General features: G+C 66.0%; 17 protein-coding genes. All 17 read right to left on the reverse strand.

What is annotated here, in order from left to right; translation table 11 throughout:
- Positions 1-2: 2 nt before the first annotated feature.
- Positions 3-1,511, reverse strand: coding sequence for an MFS transporter (locus JQN66_RS15395; protein ID WP_204675803.1), 1,509 nt, complete (start codon positions 1,509-1,511; stop codon positions 3-5).
- Positions 1,508-2,635: an acyl-CoA dehydrogenase family protein gene (locus JQN66_RS15400; RefSeq protein WP_239464244.1), complete on the reverse strand. Its 1,128-nt coding sequence runs from the start codon at positions 2,633-2,635 to the stop codon at positions 1,508-1,510. The genes JQN66_RS15395 and JQN66_RS15400 overlap by 4 nt, the downstream gene beginning before the upstream one ends.
- Positions 2,636-2,640: 5 nt before the next feature.
- A complete protein-coding gene (locus JQN66_RS15405; RefSeq protein ID WP_204675805.1) occupies positions 2,641-3,822 on the reverse strand; it encodes an acyl-CoA dehydrogenase family protein in 1,182 nt (393 codons plus the stop codon).
- A gap of 802 nt (positions 3,823-4,624) precedes the next feature.
- Positions 4,625-5,236: a TetR/AcrR family transcriptional regulator gene (locus tag JQN66_RS15410; protein WP_204675806.1), complete on the reverse strand. Its 612-nt coding sequence runs from the start codon at positions 5,234-5,236 to the stop codon at positions 4,625-4,627.
- Between the two features lie 144 nt (positions 5,237-5,380).
- Positions 5,381-6,268, reverse strand: coding sequence for a MaoC family dehydratase (locus JQN66_RS15415; protein WP_204675807.1), 888 nt, complete (start codon positions 6,266-6,268; stop codon positions 5,381-5,383).
- 210 nt (positions 6,269-6,478) lie between these two features.
- Positions 6,479-6,820: a hypothetical protein gene (locus JQN66_RS15420; protein ID WP_204675808.1), complete on the reverse strand. Its 342-nt coding sequence runs from the start codon at positions 6,818-6,820 to the stop codon at positions 6,479-6,481.
- Positions 6,821-7,184: 364 nt separating this feature from the next.
- On the reverse strand, positions 7,185-8,672 hold the full coding sequence (locus JQN66_RS15425) for an MFS transporter (RefSeq protein ID WP_338029211.1): 1,488 nt from the start codon (positions 8,670-8,672) through the stop codon (positions 7,185-7,187).
- A 116-nt stretch (positions 8,673-8,788) separates the two neighbouring features.
- Positions 8,789-10,255 (reverse strand): aldehyde dehydrogenase family protein, encoded by a 1,467-nt coding sequence (locus JQN66_RS15430; protein ID WP_204675810.1) that lies wholly within the window; start codon positions 10,253-10,255, stop codon positions 8,789-8,791.
- The gene (locus JQN66_RS15435) at positions 10,252-10,686 is read right to left on the reverse strand and encodes a Zn-ribbon domain-containing OB-fold protein (RefSeq protein WP_188947046.1); all 435 of its coding nucleotides are present in this window, start codon (positions 10,684-10,686) and stop codon (positions 10,252-10,254) included. Before JQN66_RS15435 ends, JQN66_RS15430 begins: the two co-directional genes overlap by 4 nt.
- Positions 10,687-10,703: 17 nt before the next feature.
- A complete protein-coding gene (locus JQN66_RS15440; protein ID WP_204675811.1) occupies positions 10,704-11,909 on the reverse strand; it encodes a thiolase family protein in 1,206 nt (401 codons plus the stop codon).
- Positions 11,910-11,955: 46 nt separating this feature from the next.
- The gene (locus JQN66_RS15445) at positions 11,956-12,768 is read right to left on the reverse strand and encodes a VOC family protein (protein ID WP_204675812.1); all 813 of its coding nucleotides are present in this window, start codon (positions 12,766-12,768) and stop codon (positions 11,956-11,958) included.
- Between the two features lie 49 nt (positions 12,769-12,817).
- Positions 12,818-13,423: a TetR/AcrR family transcriptional regulator gene (locus tag JQN66_RS15450; RefSeq protein WP_204675813.1), complete on the reverse strand. Its 606-nt coding sequence runs from the start codon at positions 13,421-13,423 to the stop codon at positions 12,818-12,820.
- 82 nt (positions 13,424-13,505) lie between these two features.
- Positions 13,506-15,659, reverse strand: coding sequence for an acetate--CoA ligase family protein (locus JQN66_RS15455; protein WP_204675814.1), 2,154 nt, complete (start codon positions 15,657-15,659; stop codon positions 13,506-13,508).
- Between the two features lie 116 nt (positions 15,660-15,775).
- Entirely contained in the window at positions 15,776-17,983 is a 2,208-nt protein-coding gene (locus JQN66_RS15460) for an acyl-CoA dehydrogenase family protein (RefSeq protein WP_204675815.1), read from the reverse strand.
- A gap of 480 nt (positions 17,984-18,463) precedes the next feature.
- Positions 18,464-18,958 (reverse strand): phage tail protein, encoded by a 495-nt coding sequence (locus JQN66_RS15465; protein WP_320963850.1) that lies wholly within the window; start codon positions 18,956-18,958, stop codon positions 18,464-18,466.
- Entirely contained in the window at positions 18,958-19,314 is a 357-nt protein-coding gene (locus JQN66_RS15470) for a hypothetical protein (protein WP_204675816.1), read from the reverse strand. Before JQN66_RS15470 ends, JQN66_RS15465 begins: the two co-directional genes overlap by 1 nt.
- Entirely contained in the window at positions 19,311-21,086 is a 1,776-nt protein-coding gene (locus tag JQN66_RS15475) for an exosporium protein (protein WP_204675817.1), read from the reverse strand. The genes JQN66_RS15470 and JQN66_RS15475 overlap by 4 nt, the downstream gene beginning before the upstream one ends.
- Between the last annotated feature and the right edge of the window lie 221 nt (positions 21,087-21,307).

Consider the following 21,307-nt stretch of genomic DNA (forward strand, 5'->3'; position numbering starts at 1 on the left):
TGCTAATCCTTAAGGGTGAGGTTGGAGACCTGTGGCTTGCCGCCGACTGCGCCTGGCTGCTTCGTCGCTGGAATGAAAAGGACCACGACGATGGTCAGCAGGCAGGTGGCGATGAGTACGCCCACGACCAGCAGGAAGCCGGTCATCGAGACGAACGTGTTCTCGCCTGCTGCAACAGGCGAGAACACGAGCAACAGGCCCACGACCGAGGCGGCAACCGCCTGGAAGGCCGTACGGGTCACTGCATTGACGCCCGTGGCGGTGCTGGTCTGCTCGGGCAGCACGCATTCGACGATCACGGTCGGCATTCCTGAGTAGAGGAAGCCGGTTCCGAAGATCACCACGACCATGCCGGTGATGACCACCGCGATGCTGGTCGGGTCGATGCAGATGACCAGCAGGCCGATGATGGTCAGCAGCGAACCGATCATCAGGCCCATGCGGGCCCCGAAGCGGCTGGAGATCCGGCCGATCAGCGGGGAGATCGCGAAGGCCGCGGCGGCGGTGATGAATCCCAGCAGGCCGGTCATGGTGGCGCTCAGCCCCAGGCCCACCGGCAGCTCCATGATGCTGCCGTCCGCCAGCGGGATGCTGTTCGGATTGCGGTAGATGGTCACGGTGAGGATATTCGTGGTGCCGATCGGGCCGATAGCGATCAGCGCGGTGGCCAGCATGCCCAGGGCGAACTTGCGCTGGGTGAACATACGCACGTCGATCATCGGCTCGCGGGTGCGCAGCTCCCAGCGGACCCACAGCGCCAGCAGCACCAGTCCGCCAATCAGGAAGAGCAGCACCTTCGGGCTGGTGAAGCCCAGGCCCTTGCTCAGGGTCAGGCCGTACAGGGCGCCGGCGATGCCCAGGCCGAACATCAATCCGCCGACCCAGTCCACGTGCACCGCGGAGGCCAGCGAGGCCTTCGGCTCGCGGGCGATGCCGAAGTGCATCAGCAGCGCGGCCACGCAGGCGAAGATCGCTGCGGTCCAGAAGATCCAGTGCCAGGTGGCGTAGTCGAGGAACAACCCGCCGCCGAGCATGCCGCCCGCGCCGGCGATCAGCGCGGAGGTGGAGACCACCGCGATGCCGGTGCCGATCTTGCGCTCGGGGAAGGTGGAGCGGACCATGCCGATGGCCAGCGGCAGCACCGCGCCGGACACGCCCTGCAAGGCGCGGCCGGCAACCAGGATGCCGAAGCTCGGGGCCACGGCGCTGATGACCGAGCCCAGGGCGGAGAGCAGCAGCACCCAGACCAGGATCTTGCGCCGGCCGAACTGGTCGCCCAGGCGTCCGACGAAGCTGGTGGCCAGTGCCGCGACCAGCGAGTAGGAGGTGACGACCCAGACCAGCTGGGAGAGGTCGGAGGTGAAGAATTCGCCCGGCGTGTACAGCAGCTGCACCGCCATGGAGGTTTCGAAGGCCGCGACGACCTCCGCGACCACCAGGATCGCCAGCACGGCGGCCACGCTCTGTCCGGCGTGGGTGCGGGCCTTGCCCGCGACGGCTGGTGCGCTCATGCCTTGTCTCCGTCCAGGATGACTGCTGCGAGTTCTTCGGAGACCTGGCCTGCGGTGCCCCAGAGCACGTCAAGTTCGCGCATCCACACGAAGAAGCGGTGGATGTGGTTGTCCAGGTCGGCGCCCATGCCGCCATGCAGGTGCTGGGTCGTGTGCACCACGCGGAAGCCGGCCTCGCGGGCCAACCAGGAGGCGCCGAACGCGGCTTCCGCCCCGTCGCCGTCGTGGTCCAGCTGCCAGGCGGCGTCGATGGTGGACAGCCAGGTGGTCTCGGTGTCGATGAACGCGTCCGCCGCACGCAGGGCCACACCCTGGTTGGTGGCGATGGCGCGTCCGAACTGCTTGCGTTCGTTGGTGTAGGCGGCGGTGCGGCGCAGCGCCTCGGCGCCCACGCCGGACATCAGCGCGGCCGCCGCGGTGAGCAGGCGCGGACGGATCCAGGCGGAGACCGCGCCGGCCGGCTGGTCCGCGCCGATCAGGTCAGCCGCGGCGACCTGGACGCCGCTGAAGCCCAGCTCGGCGTGCTGCTGGCGCGACAGGCCGCGGTATTCCTCCAGCGCGATGCCTGCGCGGTCCGCCTCGATGAGCGCGGTCAGCTGGCCGGCTTCGGTGTGGAACTGCACCATCAGGTGGGTGGCCGAAGGGACAAGGTAGCCCAGCTCGATGGCGCCGTCCAGCACCCAGCCGGAGCCGTTGGCGGTGCCGTTGACGCGGCGGCGGACCTCCGGCTGCAGCGCTGCGATGCGCACCGAGCCGGCGGAGATGCCTTCGAGCAGCTGCTCGTGGCCGCCGAATTCGGCGATGGCCAGGGCGGCGACGGCGGTGGTGATGAACGGGATGCGGCCCAGGGTCCGGCCCTGTTCGCGGGCGACGAGCGCCAGCCCGGCCATGCCCAGCCCCGGCTCGTCCTCGTCCATCGGCAGCAGCGCGTCGATCAGCCCCGATTCCACGACCTGGCCCCAGAGGGCTTCGTCGTAAGCGGCGCCGGCCTGTTCCCCGGCGGCGTACAGCTCGTCGGTGCTCAGCGAGGAGAAGATCTGCGCGGCCAGGTCGGTCAGGCCCGCCTGCTCCTCGTCGAGGGAGAACTCCATGCTTGGAGCCTCGATGGTGCTATTAATGCTCACGGTGCTCAACGTGCGCTCCTTGCCATGCCGAGGGTGGTCCAGGCGACGATTTCGCGCTGGATTTCGGCGACTCCCCCGCCGAAGGTATTGATCTGGGCGCTCAGGTTCATCAGCGCCAGGCGTCCGGTGTCGAAGTTCCACGGGGCGTCCGAGATGCGGGTGGCGTTGCCGCCCACGATCTCCAGCAGCGAGCGGTACACATCGATCACGGTTTCGGTGGCGAAGACCTTGGCCGCGGAGGCCGACCCCGGATCCAGCGATCCCTGGGCGGTGGTCTCCACGAGCTTCCAGTTCATCAACCGCATGGCGCGCAGCCGGGCGGTGGAGGTGGCCAGCAGCGAGCGGACCCAGGCCTCGTCGGCCAGCGGGGTGCCGTCGGCCGTGACCTGGTCCTTGAGCCATTCGCGCACGTCGTCCAGCTGGCCTTCGCAGATGCCGCTGAAGGCCGCCAGGCCCACACGCTCATGGTTCAGCTGGGTGGTGATCAGCTTCCAGCCCTCGTTTTCCTTGCCCACGACATTGGTGACCGGCACGCGGATGTTGTCGTAGTAGGTGGCGGTGGTGCTGAAGCCGCCCACGGTGTGGATCGGGGTGGCGGAGAAGCCCGGGTCGGTGGTCGGCACCAGGATCAGCGAGATGCCCTTGTGCTTCGGGGCATCCGGATCAGTGCGGGCGGCCAGCCAGATCCAGTCGGCGCCATCGCCGCCGGAGGTGAAGACCTTCGAGCCGTTGATGACGTACTCGTCGCCGTCGCGCACCGCGCGGGTGGTCAGCGAGGCCAGGTCGGTGCCGGCCTCCGCTTCGGTGTAGCCGATGGATACGACCAGTTCGCCGGCGAGGATCTTGGGAAGGAAGTAGTCCTTCTGTTCCTGGCTGCCGTGGCTCATCAGGGTCGGACCCACGGTGGTCATGGTGATCATCGGGATGGGTGCATCGGCGCGGTAGGCCTCGTCGTAGAAGACGAACTGCGCGGCCGGGCCGCGGCCTTGGCCGCCGTACTCGACGGGCCATCCGATGCCGAGCCATCCGTCCTGGCCCATCTGTCGTTGCACTGCGGAGTGGACCGGACCGCCGGCCTCACCTTCTTGCTTCAAGCCCGCGCGCACCTCATCGGTGAGAAGCGCTGCGAAATAGGAGCGAAGCTCCTCGCGGAGAGACTGGATCTCCGAGGAAGAACGTAAATGCATTACGTTGCCTTTCGTCTTTGACTAGGCGTTGACCGTTGGAAACGGTGGAGTGTGATTCAGATTACTTACCGGCCGGCAAGTAGTCAACGTCTTGTTTTACGACTCTTCTTCGGCTACCCGGACCCGCCGCAGCGGCGGAAAAATTTCTTCCCGGAACGGAACACGCGCACAGATAATCACTGATTGGCGAAGAGGAATTGCAGTTCTTTCCACGCGCCCCCGACTGGACCATGAGCACAGAATCCCGCGCGGCCTCCAATCCGGCGCTTCCGGAGGGTCCGCGCAATGGCGTCAATGAAACGAAAACTAGATTCCTGTTACAGTTCAGGCGCGAAAATACGGCCACTGCGCCGTGGATACGCCCCCGAGCGCCGAACGAATCCCGCGCCCGCAATGGCAGCTCTCCAGACAGGCCCGAACCATGGCCGCCGGGGTGCCGCGGGAACAAAGAATTGACGATCTTTCAGCGGCCCCACGGCGCAAATATCCCGCGCAGCCCTGCGGGGAGCACGGGCCGGAGCGCCGCAGTCCCGACCACCGGGACGAAAAATCCCCCGGAAATTTTTCCGGGGGAAGATCGGTGGCAGAAAACTGCCGAAACCAAAACAATCGACGGCGTTCTCCTCGTAACAAACCCGTCGATTCGAGCTTTCGGAAGGTGGTCCGTGTTGCTCCTCGGGCGTACGCCTTCCGGCGGCTCCCGCTGGCCGTCAAGCGCGGTGCCCTGGACTACTCGTTCGCGCGCACCGGCCAGCGGTTCGGCAGTTTCTTTTGCGCTCGGCCAAGCGCCGTGGTCCGTTGCTCAGCGACCGGCAGCGGTGGACTCCAGGGCCTCGCGGATGAAGTCATAGACGATTTCACGGCGGCGCTCGGGCTTCATCCCGGGGACCACCATGCGGTCATCGGTGAAGACGATCTCGCGGTGCAGCATGTCCATGATCACGATGGCCTTCACCTGGTCCTCATCGCTCATGTCCGGCAGCATGGCCAGTTCTATGGTGCGGTGGCGGTGGTACTCGATCCGTTCCTTGATCTCGTCCGGCAGCCACGTATTGCTGCTGTTGATCGCCAGCACCTCGACGGCCCGTGAATGCGAGAGCAAGACCTGGGAGTAGTTGTAGAGGAATTCCCAGCGCTGCTGCGCGTCCGGGAAACGCTCGGGAGCCTGCTCCAGCAGCTCGTCAATGGTGTCCAGCAGGGGCGAGAGGATCCCGGAGAGGATATCGGCCTTGCTCTTGAAGTGGTAGTACAGCGCGGCCTTGGTGAAATCCAGCTGGGCGGCAATCGCACTGAGCGGGGTTCCCGTATAGCCGTGCTCGACGAACAGGTCGGTGGCGACATCGAGGATTTTTTCGCGGCTGCTCTGCTTGTCGCCGGCCTGCCTGGTGGTGCGTTGCTCAGTCTTCACGTTCATGATTCCTATGCTGTGGACTCTGAACCCGATCATAACCGGTGCAGGGGAATGTCACTGATTCATCATTCGCTTGCAAAATAATTCGCCGCACCCGGCTTGCCCTCAAGGCGGCCGGGTGCGGCGCATGGTGCGATCGGCTGCCGGCTACTTCGCGGCAGCGTCCTGGAGCTCGGCGGCGTCTTCCGCAACGGCGGCGGCCGTGGCGACTCCGCGGTCCAGCACGATCTTCCCGTCGGCGAGCACCTGGAACAGCGCGCCGTCTGCGGTGTTCCAGATGCGGGTTTCCAGCACCTGCCCCGGGAAGACGGGAGCGGCGAAGCGGGCGTTGATCGCGCCCAGGCCGCGTTCGGCCAGCAGCTGGGAATTGCGCACCAGCGCGAGGGCCGCCATGCCGTAGGTGCACAGGCCGTGCAGCACCGGGCGCGGGAAACCGACCTTGCTGGCCATCACCGGGTCCGAATGCAGCGGGTTGCGGTCGCCGTTCAGGCGGTACAGCAGCGCCTGGTCGACGCTGGTCGCTTGCTCGAAGACGACGTCGGGCTCGGTGGCCGGGTCGCTCCAGCCACCGGCGCCGTCCGGGCGCGGGCCATAACCGGTTTCGCCGCGGATGATCATGGAGATCACGGTCGTGGCGACAGGTTCGCCTTCGGGGTCCACCAGTTCGGTGGTCAGTTCGATGATGGCGTTCTTGCCCTGGTCGTAGACGGCGCTCATGTAGCTGCGCGGGGTCACGGTCCCCTTGGGGGCGAGTTCCCGATGCAGGACGAGCGATTGGCCGCCGTGCAGGATCTGGTGCAGCTTGAAGTCTCCGAGATCGTCCATGGAACCGCCGCTGCCGCCAAGGACCACAGGGAAGGTCGGGAAGACCTTTTGGCGCACGCCGAAGGAGTTCTCGGTCGTGTATTCGATGCCCTCGGTCGCGTCGGGGCGCCCGGCTCCGATGCTCAGCGCATAGAGCAGCGCAGCATCACGATCCCAGGTGACAGGTTCCCCTACGCTGACCTTGCCGATATTCTCAGTAAAAATTGCCATGCCCTTGCCCTTCCAGCCCGGCCGCCTATGACGCGGGTCACTCATTCCTACCAAGACTATAACTAGATTCTAGTTTTCGTCTATGGGTTGAGTGGAATTCAGCTGCATTGGAATCGCAGGGGATGCCGACGACGCTCCCCGCGGACTCCGCCCGCCCTCGCGCAGCATGAATGCGCCCGAAAGCCGGGACTGCCGCAGTGAGCACAGGCCTCAGCGAAGCGCGCCTGAGCTCCCGCTCCTGCCGTAGACGATTGCCAGCGCCATCCACGACAGCACGGGGGCGGCCGCAAGCTGCGCCGCGACGGGCATCGGAAGCGGCGCACCCGCCATGCTCACCGCCGACGCCGCAAACAGGGTCATGGTGCATGCTGCGATACCCACCAGGAATCCAGCCGAGTTCGGACCGCGGCTCACCTGCGCGGTGGCCACGGTGCCGATAGCTACCGCTGCGCCGGCCGCGATCCACGATGCGATGCCTGCCCCGAAGGTACCCAACGCTACTGCACCGGCAGCCAGGACCGCCGCCATCACGATCTTCGTCATCACCGACACGTTCGTCGCCCCTCTTTCCGCATGCTTCATCAATGTGTCCTCTTGATGCATCCACGGAGATCCTGCTCCCTGGATGCACCCTTCCTTTCCAACGTATCTAACTTGTTTTGTTTATTCCAGAGCATTTCAACTACGATTTCTGGATCACCCTCATACTTAAGTAGGGTCGCGCAGACGCCGGGAATTTGATAGGTCCGCACCAGGCGGCACCCCGCCGGCAACGGCAAGACCGCGCCGAATTCCCCGGGAAGCCTGTCGGCTGCGACTCCCCTCCGCCTCCTGCGCACGGCAAAGGCCGGCCCAGCCCCGTCGTAAAACGGAGCTGGGCCGGCCTGATCCGGTGTTGCAGCAGTCCTGGAGGCGGCTAGACCAGATCACCTGCCGGTTCGGACTTCTCAGGCAGCTTCATGGCGGCATCCTGCGGCACCCAGACCTTCGGGGTGCGGCTGAGCATGAATGCGATCACCAGCGCGGCGAGGCCGAAGACCGCCACGAAGCCGAAGGCCTCGAAAACGCCCTGCTCCCCCACCGCGGTGGTGACGGGATCCTGGTGGCGGGCCAGCAGGTAGGCGCCGACGGCGGTGGCTACGGACTGGCCGATGTTGCGCACCATGGTGTTGGTGCCGGCGCTTTCCGAGGTATGCGATTCGGGGACCGCCTCGATCAGCACGTTCGGCAGGGCACCGAAGGTCAGTGCGATACCCACCGCATTGACCGACATGGCCACCAGGAAGACCATCATGTTACCCAGGGTGAACATGATCGTGGCGACCGCGAGGACCATCAGCAGCAGGCCGATGATGAAGACGAAGCGGGCGTTGAACTTCTGGGCGAGCTTGCCGCCCAGCGGGGAGAAGAAGTAGCCCAGCAGCGCGGTGCCGCCGCTGAACAGGCCTGCGGCCGACGCGGAGAATCCGAGCCCGAAGCCCATTTCCACCGGGTACTGCAGCACGTACTGGCTTGGCACCGACATGCCGCCGATGGGTCCCACGGCCGCGAGGAAGGTCGCGGTCATGACCAGGGCGATCTGGCGGTTCTTGAACATTTTCAGGTTCACGATCGGGCGCTGGGAATGCAGCTCCCACCAGACCCACACCGCAACGATCACCAGGCCAGCGAGGAGCAGCCCGCCACCGGCAAGCGAACCCCAACCGGCCTTCGCGCTGTTGGACAGGCCCAACAGGATGCCGGAGGCGCCCAACGGCAGCAGCAGTGCGCCGGCGATATCCATGCGGCCCATCGAGGTCCCGTGCGGCTTGTCCTTCGGAAGCACCACGAGCACCGCAATCACCGCCAGTACCGCCAGCACGCCGGCGAACAGGAAGATTCCGTGCCAGGAGAAGGAGTCGATCATCAGCCCGGCGATCAGTGCGCCGCCGGCGCCTGCGATCAGCGCGGAGGCGCCGATCATCGAGACGCCCACGGGCAGGCGCTTTTCCTCGAGGTGTTCCCGAGCCAGGCCGAAGGCCAGGCCCATGACCGCGCCGGCGGCCCCCTGGATGCCGCGACCCAGGATGATCATTTCAAGGCTGTTGCCGACCAGCGAGATCAGCGAGCCGGCGGCCGCCAGCGTCAGCACGACCACCATGACCCGGCGTCGTCCGTACAGGTCGCCGAAGCGGCCGCCCAGCAGCGCCGCCGAGGCGGAGACAAGCAGGTAAATGGTGACGACCCAGGCCACGGCGTTCGCATCCACCTGGAAGTCGGCCATGAGCGTTGGGAGGGTTACGTACATCATTGAAAGCTCGAACGCTGCAACAATCTCTGTGAGCACCAAGACCGCGACTACCGCCACGAATCCCGGACTCGATGCACGCATCGCACTCAGCTTTGGGGGTCTAGCCTGAGACATCTTTGTCCTGCCTTATCCGCGCCGGTTGGGCGCTTTGAGGGGTCACCTAGGCACCCTCCGGACAGGACGCCCGGGCAAGGCCATGCGGTGATGTTCTTGCCCGAGCGGGCAGCTGTTTAGCGGATTGCGATACCCACCGACTTGGTCCAGAAGAACTCTTCCAGACCTTCAAGTCCGCCTTCGTTGCCGATGCCGGAGTGGCCGATGCCGCCGAAGGGGCGTTCGGCCGTGGCATTGAAGGCGCCGTTGACTGCGATCTCGCCGGTCTCCATTGACTCGGCCAGGCGCAGCCCCCTTCCCAGATCCGAGGTCCAGATGTACCCCGAAAGTCCGTAGTCCGTGCCGTTGGCGATCTGAAGCGCATGCGCTTCGTCGCGGAACGGGATCACCGCCAGCACCGGGCCGAATACCTCGTTCTGCGCCAGCGCCCCGTTCGGATCCACATCCGCCACGATGGTCGGCGGATAGTAGAAGCCCTCGGCGAGTTCCCCGCCAAGGCGCTGGCCGCCGGTGACCAGTCGTCCGCCTTCTTCCAGCGCGGCACCGAGCATCGAGTCGATGCGGTCGATGGCGGCCTGGTTGATGACCGGTCCGCACATGGTGTATTCGCCGGCCGGGTCGCCGATGGGGAACTGCGCCGCGGCCGCGGCGACCTTCTCGATGAACTGCTCGTACACCGATTCCTGCACCAGCAGGCGGGTCGGCAGCGCGCAGGCCTGGCCGCTCATCATGCCGAAGGCGAAGAATGCTGCGTGGCCTGCGGCCTTGTCCAGGTCGGCGTCCTCGAAGACCAGGTTGGCGGACTTGCCGCCCAGTTCCAGAATCATCGGCTTGAAGGTCTTGGCGCAGGAGGCGGCGATCGCCTGCGCGGTGGCAGGCCCGCCGGTGAAAGTGACCTTCTTGACCAGGCGGTGCTCCACCAGCGCCGCTCCCGCGGCCGGGCCGCCGGGCACGATGTTGATCACGCCGTCCGGGATCCCCGCCTCGCGGGCCAGGTCCGCGAAGACCGTCGGGGTGAAGGGGGTCAGCTCGCTGGGCTTGATGACCACGGTGTTGCCCGCGGCCAGCGCGGCCGGGACCTTCATGGCCAGGGACATCAGCGGCGCGTTCCAGGTGATGATCGCGCCGATGACGCCGTAGGGCTGGCGCAGCGTGTGGCCGAAGGAGCCGCCGGCCCCGCCGTTGCTGGTGATGCGGCCCAGCGGCAGCTTGTCCGCCCAGCCGGCGTAGTAGCGGGTCCATTCCACCGCGGCGCCGACCATGTTGCCGGCGGTGATGCGCGGGGCGCCGTTGTCCGCCATGCCGGCGGCGGCCAGCAGCTCGGTGTTCTCTTCCATGAGCTCGGCCAGCTTCATCAGCTTGCGGGCGCGCTGCCCGGCGGGCAGCGCGCTCCAGACCAAGAAGGCCTCGTGGGCCACCTGCACGGCCTGGTCGACCTGCGCGGTCGAGGCCATCGGCACCAGGCCGTTGACCTTCCCGGTAGCGGGATCGATGTGCTCGTGGGTGCTTTCGCCGTCCAGGAGTTCCTGCGCGCCGATACGCAGGGACGGTGCGGGCAGCTGAATTCCAGTTTCGATGCTCATGAGTTGGTCTCCGGTTCGTAGCGCAGCATGGTGATGTCTCCCTCGGGGTGGTCGCAGAAGACCGGGCGGACCCGCATGCCGATCTTCAGCTGTTCCGGGTCGGCGTTGATGATTTCGGTGGAGAACTTCGGTCCTTCGTCCCACTGGACGATGGCCAGAATCATTTCCCCGGCCGAGGCGAAGTGCGCCGCCGGCGGGCGGGTGGCAACGGTGTAGGTGTAGAGCGTGCCGGCACCGGAGATCTCCCGCCATTCCAGGTCGTCGGCCAGGGTGCGGGGGGCCAGCGGCCGCGGGTAGAAGACGTACTCCCCCAGCGAGGGCGAGTACTGGATGCGGATCTTGCGTTCGGCGAGCGCGTCCCAGAAGGGGCGGGTCAGCGGGGTCGGAACCGGCAGCGGCCGGGTCAGCGTTTCGGGGGTGTAGGTAGTCATTTTCTCTTCTTCCCTTTCTAGTCGCCCTGCAGGATCAGCGCGGTCTGCTCGCTCATGATGCCGCCGTTGCCGCTGACGAACGCGCGGTGGCAGTCGGCCACCTGGGCGGCGTTGGCGCGGCCCATGATCTGCCGGGCCCCGTCGATGACGTGGTGCATGCCTCCGGCAACGCCCGCCTGCCCGAAGGACAGCTGGCCGCCGGCGGTGTTCATCGGGAAGTCCCCGCGGAAGGTCAAATCGCGGTTGGCCACGAAATCCATGCCCTTGCCCTTTTCTGCGAAGCCCGCATCCTCCAGGCTCATCAGCACGGTGATGGAATAGCAGTCGTAGATCGAGACCATGTCCACCTCGGAGCGGGTGATCCCGGCCATGGAGAACGCCTGCTCGGCGGCGTGCACCATCGGAGAGGTCATCAGGTCGCGGGCATAGGTCGGGGTCTTGTACGGCACGCGTTCGCCGAAGCCGGTGATCCACACCGGGCGGTTCTTGGACTTGCGGGCCAGATCCGCATTGCCCACGACCACCGCGGCGCCGCCCTGGCAGGGCATGACGATTTCCAGCATGTGCAGCGGATCGGCGATCATCGGCGAGTTCAGCACATCGGCCACGGTGATCGGCTGGCCGTGGAACACCGCCTCCGGGGTGGCGCAGGCGTTGGTGCGCTGGTCCACCGCGATCTTCGCCATGGCGCGTTCGTCGTAGCCGAACTCGTAACCGTAGCGCTTGGCGATCTGCCCATAGGGGCCGTTCTGCCCCAGGTTGCCGTAGGGGATCTCGAACTCGGCCTGCGGGGAGCCGAAGGCGTTGGAGGAGGCGCCGAAGTGCATCTTGTCGTCCATGACGAACGGCTTGCGGTCGTCCATCGGGAAGTGGTGGGTGCCTGGGAAGGTCACCAGCACCGCGTCGCACAGGCCCAGCTCCACGGCGGCCGCGGCGCGCCAGATGCCGGCGGCGGATCCCGCGCCGCCCAGGTCCACGATCTCCGCGAAGTTCGCGTCGATGCCCAGGTATTCGGTGACGGTGGACGGAACGAACATGTCCGCCTCGCCGATCAGCGGGGTGATGACGCCGTTGACGTCGGTGGCGGACAGTCCGGCGTCGTCCAGCGCGGCCTTTGACAGCCGGGCCCACTGCTCCAGGTTGAACGACGGTTCGCGGGTGAGCTTTCGCTGCGGTGGAAGTTCGCAGTAGCCGAGGATGGCTGCTTCGCCTCTCAGTCCCATGGGGTGACTCCTTAGTGCTAATTCTTGCGTAGTTGAAGTTCGTGTATCAGCCGGCGTGAGCCGGGTGTCCGGTGAGGATGTCCAGGCCCAGTGCCTCGAATCTGCGCCCGGAGCCGCGCAGCGCCTTCAGATACCCGCCGTCCATGATCGGCGCGGGCAGGGCGGGGTCGGTGAAGGACAGCGCCTGCAGGCCGGGCTCGGCGTGCTCGTCGGTTTGCAGCACCAGGCTGGAACCCAGCGGCCAGGAGAACACGAGGGTCCGCGGGTCGTCTTCCAGGCTCATGGACTGCCCGCCGAGCACCGTGCTCAGGACCAGCCGGGCCTGGGCCGCGTCGCGGATGCGGCCGGCGATGAAGTCCAGCCGCTGCGGCGGATTTTCCGCCGGGGGCTGCTCGTCCCAGGGGCAGGCGACCGCGCCGGGGGCGGTGATCTCGTCATTGCCGTCCAGCGTCAGCTCGGTCTGCACCAGCTGCACCAGGAACCCCAGTCCGGTGTCCTTGGGATGCAGGAACAGCTCCTTCCACCACTGGTTGTCGAGGTTTTCAAGGATGGTGCGCACCCCGGCGGCGCGGGCGAGGGTCATCGAGGCATGGATGTCAGCCACCTTGAAGGTGATGTGGTGCGGGTTGGCCCCGCCATTGCTGCGCTCCAGATGCTCGGCGATGAATCCGCCGCCCTGGGCCGGAGGCGCCAGCAGTTCCAGGCGCATGCCCTCGGCCAGCTCCAGCTGGCAGGGGCTGAAGGAGCCCTGGTGGAATCCCGAGACCCAGCGGGCGCCGAGCGTGCGGTGCACGCTGTCCCCGGCGGAACGCCAGGAAGGCACGGCGAAGGCCACATGGTCCAGTTCGTGGGCGCTCATGGGGCACCCCCGAGGCCGGAGGCGGAAAGGGAAGGGTAAGGGCTGAGGCCTAGGCTTCGGCCTGCTCCAGACGGTGCTGGATCAACGCCACGAAGCGGTCCAGCACCCCGTAGGCCTGTTCCATGGTCATGTTCTGCAGGAGCACCCGCGAGACGACATCCAGCAGCAGCGCCCACACCATCACGGTGATGTCCGCGGCTTCCGCGTCGTCCAGCACGCTCATGTCCTCGCGGATCGGGGCTTCCAGCACCTCGCTGAGCCTCGCCATGACCGGGGCGACGTCCTCCGCGGTGCTGCTGCGCAGCTGCAGGATCGCCTTGTAGAAGTACGGGTGCTTCTCGAAGCTGCTCAAGGCGTTGCGCAGCCTGCGGGAAATCACTTCCGTGGTGCCCAGCCCGGCCTCCGGCGCGATGGTCCGCTGGGCGAAGGGCATCGCCCAGTCGTAGACGACGTTCGCGTACAGGTGTTCCTTGGAGTTGAAGTACCGGTACAGCGTGCCCAGCGCGACGTTCGCTTCCGAGGCCACGTCGCGGATCTGGATCGAGTCGTAGTCCTGCGCCCGCAACAGGTCCTTGCCCGCGTCGATGATGCGCTGGCGCCTGACGACCTGGTAGGCCGGAAGCTCTACCTGCTCCGTGGAAATGGTTCCTGCCATGATCTGCCTCGTAAGTGGTGTGTTCCGTGAATTCCCACGGTATCACCAAGTTTTGGGCGAGTTGCCTATCACCGGTATGCATTTACCGGTCCTTCCAGCGGATCAGGGCGTCCAGCGCCTCGATCTGGTTTCCGGCAACCCGCAGCGGATTGATTTCAAGTTCTTCAAGGTCCTCCCCCAGTCCCAAGGCCACCTGCGTGATCTGGAAGATCACCTGGGCCAGCTCGTCAAGGTCCGTGGCTTCGCTGCCGCGGAAACCTGTCAGCAGGTCGATGCCGCGCAGCGAGTCCAGCATGCGGCGAATCTCCTGCGGGCTGACCGGCAGCAGGCGCAGCGCGGAGTCCTTCAGGATCTCCACCAGCACCCCGCCGAAGCCGACGGCCAGCACCTTGCCCCACTGCGGGTCGGTGATGATGCCGACCAGCAGCTCGTTGCCAGCCGGGCGCATCGGCGAGACCGCCACGCCCTGGACGCGGGCTTCAGGAGCCAGCTTGGCCACGGAATCGACGATGAATTCATGGGCTTCGGACACCTCGGCGGCGTCCTTGAGCATCAGGCGCACGCCGCCGACCTCGGTCTTGTGGGCGATGTCCTCGCTGGCGACCTTCAGCACCACCGGGTAGCCGATCTCCTGTGCGGTGGCGACGGCCTGGGCGGCGGAAGCGACCACACGTCCCGGCACGTAGGGAACCCCGTGCTCGCGCAGGAAGTCGCCGGTTTCGATCTCGGTCCAGCCTTCGGCGCCTTCGAGCTTGGCAATCCGGGCCGGCGCGCCAAGCTGCGGCTCGGCGGCCAGCTGCGCGGTGCGCTGCCCCCACCAGACGCTGTGCCCGGCGGCCTCGATGCCGCGGTCGAAGGAATCCGAGGCGTGCGGCAGGGAATGCTCGGCGGCGAAGTTGCGGGCGAATTCGTTGACTTCGGTGGGCAGGAAGCTCATGGCCACCACGGGTTTGGCCGAAGCCGTCAGCTGGCGGTGCAGCCCCTCCTGGGTCGGCTTGCCCAGATCCGCCATGAACTGGTTGGTCGGCCAGGAAGTATTCAGCACCACGAAGTCGAAGTTCTCGTCATTGATGAACGCGTCCCCGGCCTTGGTGAGAATCGAGGGATCCACGGAGATGTAGCCGGTGGTGTCCATCGGGTTGTTCACCGCGGCGAATTCCGGCAGGCCGTCCTCGCGCAGCTGGCGCACGGTGGCCTCGGCGGGGCTCGGCAGCTGCAGGCCGGAAGCCTCGGCCTTGTCTGCGACCAGCGCGCACATGGCGCCGGAAGCGGTGACCACGCCAAAGCGCGGGCCGGGCAGCGCTCCATAGGATTCCAGGATGCCGGCGGTGGCGACCAGGTCCTCGATGTTCGCCACGCGGATCACCCCGAACTGCCGGCAGACCGCGTCGAAGATCTTGTCGTCGCCGGCCAGCGAGCCGGTGTGCGCGGCGGCGGCCTTGGCCGAGGCCTCGGAGGCGCCGGCCTTGAACACGACGATCGGCTTGCCGGCTTCGCGGGCCCGGCGGGCCACGTCCAGGAACTGCGCGGTGTCGGTGACCTGTTCCAGGTAGGCGGCGATGACCTTGGTATCCTCATCCTCCACCAGCAGCGACATGACGTCGATGGCGGAGATCATGGCCTCGTTGCCCACGGTCACGCAGAGCGAGGCGCCCACCCCGCGGCTGGCCATGTACGGCAGCAGGTAGATGGTCAGGGCGCCGGACTGGCTGGCGATGCCCACCCCGCCGGCCACCAGCGGCAGCTGCGTCATGTGGGCGAAGGCGGCGACCTTGGAGTGGAAGTTGATGAAGCCCAAGTTGTTCGGGCCCAGGATCAGCTGGTCGGCTTCGCGGGCGCGATCCACCAGCTGCTGCTGCAGGGCCTGGCCTTCTTCCCCTGCTTCGCCCAGCCCGGAGGCCAGCACGATCAGGTTGCGGATGCCCTTGGCGATGCACTGCTCCTGGATCTGAGGCAGCGAGTTGGTGCCGGTGAGCACGATGGCCAGCTCAGGGGCTTCGGGAAGCTCGGCGATGCTCGCGTAGGAGGCCTGTCCGTGGCATTCCTCGGCCCGGCGGTTGACCAGGTACAGCTCGCCGGTGAAGCCGGCGGCCAGGAGATTCGAGTGGGCGAAGTGGGACCAGGTGGACTTGCTGTTCGCCCCGATAATCACGATGGAGCGGGGTTCGAGCAGTTCGCGCAGGCGCTCGGTGCCGACGGAGCTTTCGGTACGGAATTCATTGGTCACAGCGGTCATGCCTAAGTTGTCCTTTCACGGCGCGCCCGCCGCCATTGGCGGGCGCGGTCCGGGCCCTGGGCCCGGAGGAATACTGGAGGGTCGAGCTCTGGAAGTGGTACGTGGGCGGGCCGCGCCTAGCTGCGCGGCAGCCCCAGGATCCGCTCGGCAATCACGTTGAGCTGGATTTCAATGGTGCCTCCGCCGATCAGCGCCGCCGGAACGGAGAGCTGGGAGTTGACGGCGGCGGCCGGAGCGTGGGCGAAGAGCGCGGCCGGACCGGCGAGCTTCAGCAGGTCGCCTGCGGTCTGCCGGGCCAGGCGGCCGTGGGCCACCTTGGCCAGCGAGGAGCCGGAGCCCGGCTGCAGCCCGTTGACCTGGCGCAGCGTTTCGCGCAGGTTCATCGCCCCGATGGCGGTGCTGATGGCGGCGGCGCGGCCCAGCACTTCCAGCGCGTGCTCGCGGGTTCCGACGAAGTTCTCGCCGGTGATCAGTTCGCGCAGCCCGTCCTCGGTGCCGACCGAGACCCCGGAGGAAATCTGGGTGCGCTCGTTCTGCAAGGTGGTGGCGGTGATGCGCCAGCCCTGGCCTGGTTCGCCCAGCAGGTAGTCGTCCGCGACGAAGACCTCGTCCAGGAAGACCTCGTTGAATTCTGCTTCGCCGTTGGACTGGCGCAGCGGGCGCACATCCAGTCCGGGAGCGGACATGTCCACCAGGAAGTAGCTCAGGCCCTTGTGCTTGGCGACCTCGGCGTCGGTGCGGGCCAGGCAGATGCCCCAGTGGGCTTCGTGGGCTCCGGAGGTCCAGACCTTCTGGCCGGTCAGCTTCCAGCCGCCGTCGACCTTGACGGCGCGGGTGGAAAGGCCTGCCAGGTCGCTGCCGGCTCCGGGCTCGGAGAACAGCTGGCACCAGATCAGTTCGCCCTTCAGCGTGGGCAGCGCGAACTGCTCCTTGATCTTCTCGGAGCCGAAGGCCAGGATCGTGGGCATGGCCCACTCGCCGATGACCGAGGATGGCTGCAGCAGGTCGCGGCGGGCGTACTCCTGGGAGATGATGACCTGTTCGGCCGGGCTGGCGCCCAGTCCGTAGGGGGCCGGCCAGTGCGGCGCGGCCAGGCCGTGCTCGGCCAGGAAGCTGCGCCGCGAGCCGCGGGAGTACCAGCGTCCGGCTTCGTGCTCGTTGCGCAGGGACGCGGCGGTGTCCAGCAGGGCGGCGATGCGGGCGCGGAAGCCCGGATCCTGCTCATCCAGCTCCACCTCGATCTTGCGTTCGGTGTGCAGCGCGGCTTCGCCGGCCGCGGCCAGCTCGCCGGACAGCGGGGCGTTCAGCGCGTTCAGGCTGATGGCGCGGCGCCAGTACAGGTGGGCGTCGTGCTCCCAGGTGAAGCCGATGCCGCCGAGGATCGTGATGGCCTCGGTGACTGCTTCGATGGATGGGGCAATCGCCGCTTCCAGCGCGCCGGCGGCGGCCAGGTGCTGCTGGGCTTCGTCCTGCCCGACCGATACGACCGCGGACCAGGCCGCGGAGGTGGCCATTTCGGCGGCGATCGCCAGGTTGGCGCACTTGTGCTTGATGGCCTGGAAGGAGCCGATCGGCACGGAGAACTGTTCGCGGATCTTGGCGTATTCGGTGCTTTCCTCGCTGGCCCAGCGCATGATGCCGGCGGCCTCCGAGCCGGTGAGCCCGGCGTGCAGCGCCGCGATCTGGCTGGCGGTGACGTTGCCCAGCACCGCGTCGGACGGGATGACCACGTGGTCCAGCACCAGGGTGGCGGCGTCGCGGCCCAGGTCGGTGCCTTCGGCGGGGACCAGGGATACCCCGGCGGCCGCGGCCTCGATGACCGCATAGCGGGTGGCGCCTGCGGCGGTGAAGCCCAGCACCAGGTACTTGGCGGCGAGCGCGCCGATGACCTGGATCTGGCCGGCGACGGCCCAGCCTTCGGCGATCTGGACGACCTTGAGCTGCTCGGTGGCCAGCATCAGGGTGCCGGTGGCGCCGTCGGCGAAGTCTTCCAGGATCGGCTGGTTGCAGGAGTTCGGCTCGGCCAGGGTGACGGCCGCGCTGGCCAGCACGGTGGGCAGGAAGGGCCCGGAGACGTAGCGGTGGCCGAATGCCTCGATGACGATGGCGGTTTCCACCAGCGTTCCGCCCTGGCCGCCGAGCTCCTCCGGGATGTGCAGCGCGTGCAGTCCGGTTTCCAGCATTTCGGTCCAGAAGCTTGGAAGTGCACCGGTGGCCAGCTTCTCGTGCTCGTCCCGAGTGGTCATCGTGTCTACGCTGCGGCGGGTGAAGTCAACCACCGCCGAAGCGAGATCAATCTGTTCCTCGGTCAACGATAAGGCCATGTCCGGTGCTCCAATCAGGGAACTGCGCAACCCCTGGATCAGTGTGATCGGGATTACCTATAGCTAATAACTGAAACTAGACTCTAGTTTACGTTTGTTACCTAGGCAACACCTTTTTCGAAGAAAAAATTGCTTGACAATTGAGCGGAATCGAGGGGACTTGGCAAGGCCGTCTTCACTAGTTCATTCGCCGCGACGGTACGCTAGCGCGGCCTGCAGATGCCAGCGGATTTCGGAGGAATCGTCGATCCTGAACTTGGCGAATTCGCCGCCTATATGGGTTCCCGCGGTGCGCAGCGAGACGCTGCGGGTGGTGCAGTTAGCAGGGCCCGAACACCCCGGGCCAGTGGCTCCCTGGTGATCGGAGTTCTCCCTCCCGAGGGGATTCCCAGCACCGGGGGTGGATACGGCAAAGGGCAGCGAAACCCTGGAACTACTTTCCAGCGGTTTCGCTGCCCTTCGCCGAAACAGCGTCAACAACTAATCCCTACTCGGGTAGATCCCCTCGAGGGCAATGACGTACCTCATCGCAAGAAATGGCGACCTGTTCTCGGCAGGCTGCCCTCCTCCGACAGCCGAGGTCGGAGACCCCTCGCCAGACGCAGGCCCATAGGAGCCTCCGGGTGCAGGATATACATCAGGGCCCGGCCGGTCGGTAGTTTGCTCTTTAGCGTATTTGGTTCCATGCACATGCTGTGGCAGATTACCCGAAGTGAGTGTCACGCTCTCTGAACCGCCAGATTCGCCAAGAGTATAGCTACTGAGCCCAGGGCCGTACCCAACATGGATCGGCGCCCGGCCACGCAGATCCGGCAAGGCGAAGGTAGTCCTTCCGTCGCCGCCATACGTCGTACCGAGCAAGGAGAAGAGTGCCTGATTTTGCATGATGGGGAGCAGCTGCCCGTCGCAGGCAGCCCATCCCCGAGGAACAAATGTGAAGCCAACGAGCATGATCTGACCTAGTATCGGGTCCATTATTTTCCTTCGGTGGATGAGTTGAAAGTGAAGATTGCCGTATTACCGTGGACAGTTCCAAAAAGGTTCACTGTGCCGATCTTTTGATGGGATACCTGCATCAGCCGCTCCGAAAGTCCGGAAGCCTCGACCATGACGTGGAACGCGCTCCCATAGCCAGCGTCTACCGAACGCACGAGGTGAGGCGTACCGTCAATCTGTAGGTATTCACCTGTCAGGGAGCGCCAGGTGGTGATGGAATAGGCATCGGCGTGCGAGGTCGCCTGCGTCGGCATTCCGAATGCGATGGTTGCCCCGACAGCCCCGCCAAGTCCGAGCATGGCCCGGCGGGATACCCGCGGTGACTTCAGGTTCATGGCGTGTTCTCGAATCCCAAGGCGAAGCGCAGATTCTTCACTGCCTTGCCCCCGCTGGCCTCATAGGCGAAAACGATCGGCTGGCCGCTCTGCACTTCGACAGCTTCCCCGCCAAGTTCGCATTCCGGATCCGCACTGGTGATCTTGCATGTCAGCGATGTGGGCTCTCCATCCACCAGCAAGCTCAACTCAGCAGATGAAGCTGATCCCAGGTCCGCGGTGACGCTTAGGCCGCTCAACGTGGTGTCCCTGGGAACGCTGATCTGTGCGCTCAGCTCACGGGCAACAACCTTGGTTCCCGATAGGCCCAGGTAGCCCTTGGAGTCTTGCGCATCAATAAAGTCGACGAATCCGAACTGAATCGGTGGCGCGCCTGCAACGCCGCGATCACCTTGCGCTCCTTGTTGGCCTTGCGCGCCCTGCATGCCTCGTTCGCCTGCAGCACCGTCTTGTCCAGCGGCTCCGGTCTGCCCGGTTTCCCCGCGTTGGCCAGTTTCACCCTGGATTCCCTGCTGACCTCGGGGGCCTTCCGGTCCGATGGGACCCTGGGGTCCGATCAAGCTTTGGGATTCAGTTGGCCACTGGCCTTCGGCTTTTGGACCGTAGATCTGAAAAGTCTGGGTATCCATATAGAAGTCGCCATCCTTGCCTACGCCACCTGTCGGCATTCCCGTGGAATTCAGAATGCTGTTTCCATCAGCGCCAGGCAACCCGGTGGCTCCGGTTTCGCCCTTCTCACCGGTTGCCCCGGTAGCGCCGGTAGCGCCGGTAGCGCCGGTTTCACCCTTCTCGCCCTTCTCACCGGCAGCACCAGTAGCCCCAGTTTCGCCCTTCTCACCGGTTGCCCCGGTAGCGCCGGTTGCGCCGGTAGCGCCGGTAGCGCCGGTAGCGCCGGTAGCGCCGGTAGCGCCGGTAGCGCCGGTAGCGCCGGTTTCACCCTTCTCGCCCTTCTCACCGGCAGCACCAGTAGCCCCAGTTTCGCCCTTCTCACCGGTTGCCCCGGTAGCGCCGGTAACGCCGGTAGCGCCGGTTTCACCCTTCTCGCCCTTCTCACCGGCAGCACCAGTAGCCCCAGTTTCGCCCTTCACACCGGCTGCCCCGGTAGCGCCGGTTTCACCCTTCTCGCCCTTCTCACCGATTGCCCCGGTAGCGCCGGTAGCGCCGGTTTCACCCTTCTCACCGGTAGCACCGGTAGCGCCGGTAGCGCCGGTTTCACCCTTCTCGCCCTTCTCACCGATTGCCCCGGTAGCGCCGGTTTCACCCTTCTCACCGGTAGCACCGGTAGCGCCGGTAGCGCCGGTTTCACCCTTCTCACCGGCAGCGCCGGTAGAGCCCTTCTCGCCCTTCTCACCGATTGCCCCGGTAGCGCCGGTTTCACCCCTCTCACCGGCAGCGCCGGTAGAGCCCTTCTCACCGGTTGCCCCGGTAGCGCCGGTTTCACCCCTCTCACCGGCAGCGCCGGTAGAGCCCTTCTCACCGGTTGCCCCGGTAGCGCCGGTTTCACCCTTCTCACCGGTTGCCCCGGTAGCGCCAGCCTCGCCCTTCTCACCGGCAGTCCCGGTATCACCAGTCGCCCCGGTTTCGCCTTTGTCGCCCTTCTCGCCTGGTTCCCCCTGTTCGGCAGCTAGTCCTTGACCAGCCGAGCCTGCATCTTCAACTGCCCTCAGTCCACTGCTGGGAGCGCCTTCGGCCGCCCACGAAACGGCAAGTTGGCTATTGCCACACTGCAAGTCACTAGAGCCGTCCACCAGCTGGATTTCGGTGAATTTCAACGTTTCCGTGTCTATGCATGCAGCAAATGACTGGGCCGCAGCTGCCTGCGGCGTTGAACAAGCAGAAAGCCCAAGCGGAATAAGTAAGACCAGAGCCAAGGCGCGCGAACGCCGGGAAACTGCAGGAAGGCTGCGCAAATTACCCTCTTTAATTGTGTATCGGTGCAATGAGTGAAGCTTGTGAGATACATCGACACTATTCAAAAGACCTGTCGGTCCCA

Origin of the sequence: Glutamicibacter protophormiae (genome assembly GCF_016894325.1) — a bacterium.
Lineage (GTDB): Bacteria > Actinomycetota > Actinomycetes > Actinomycetales > Micrococcaceae > Glutamicibacter > Glutamicibacter protophormiae.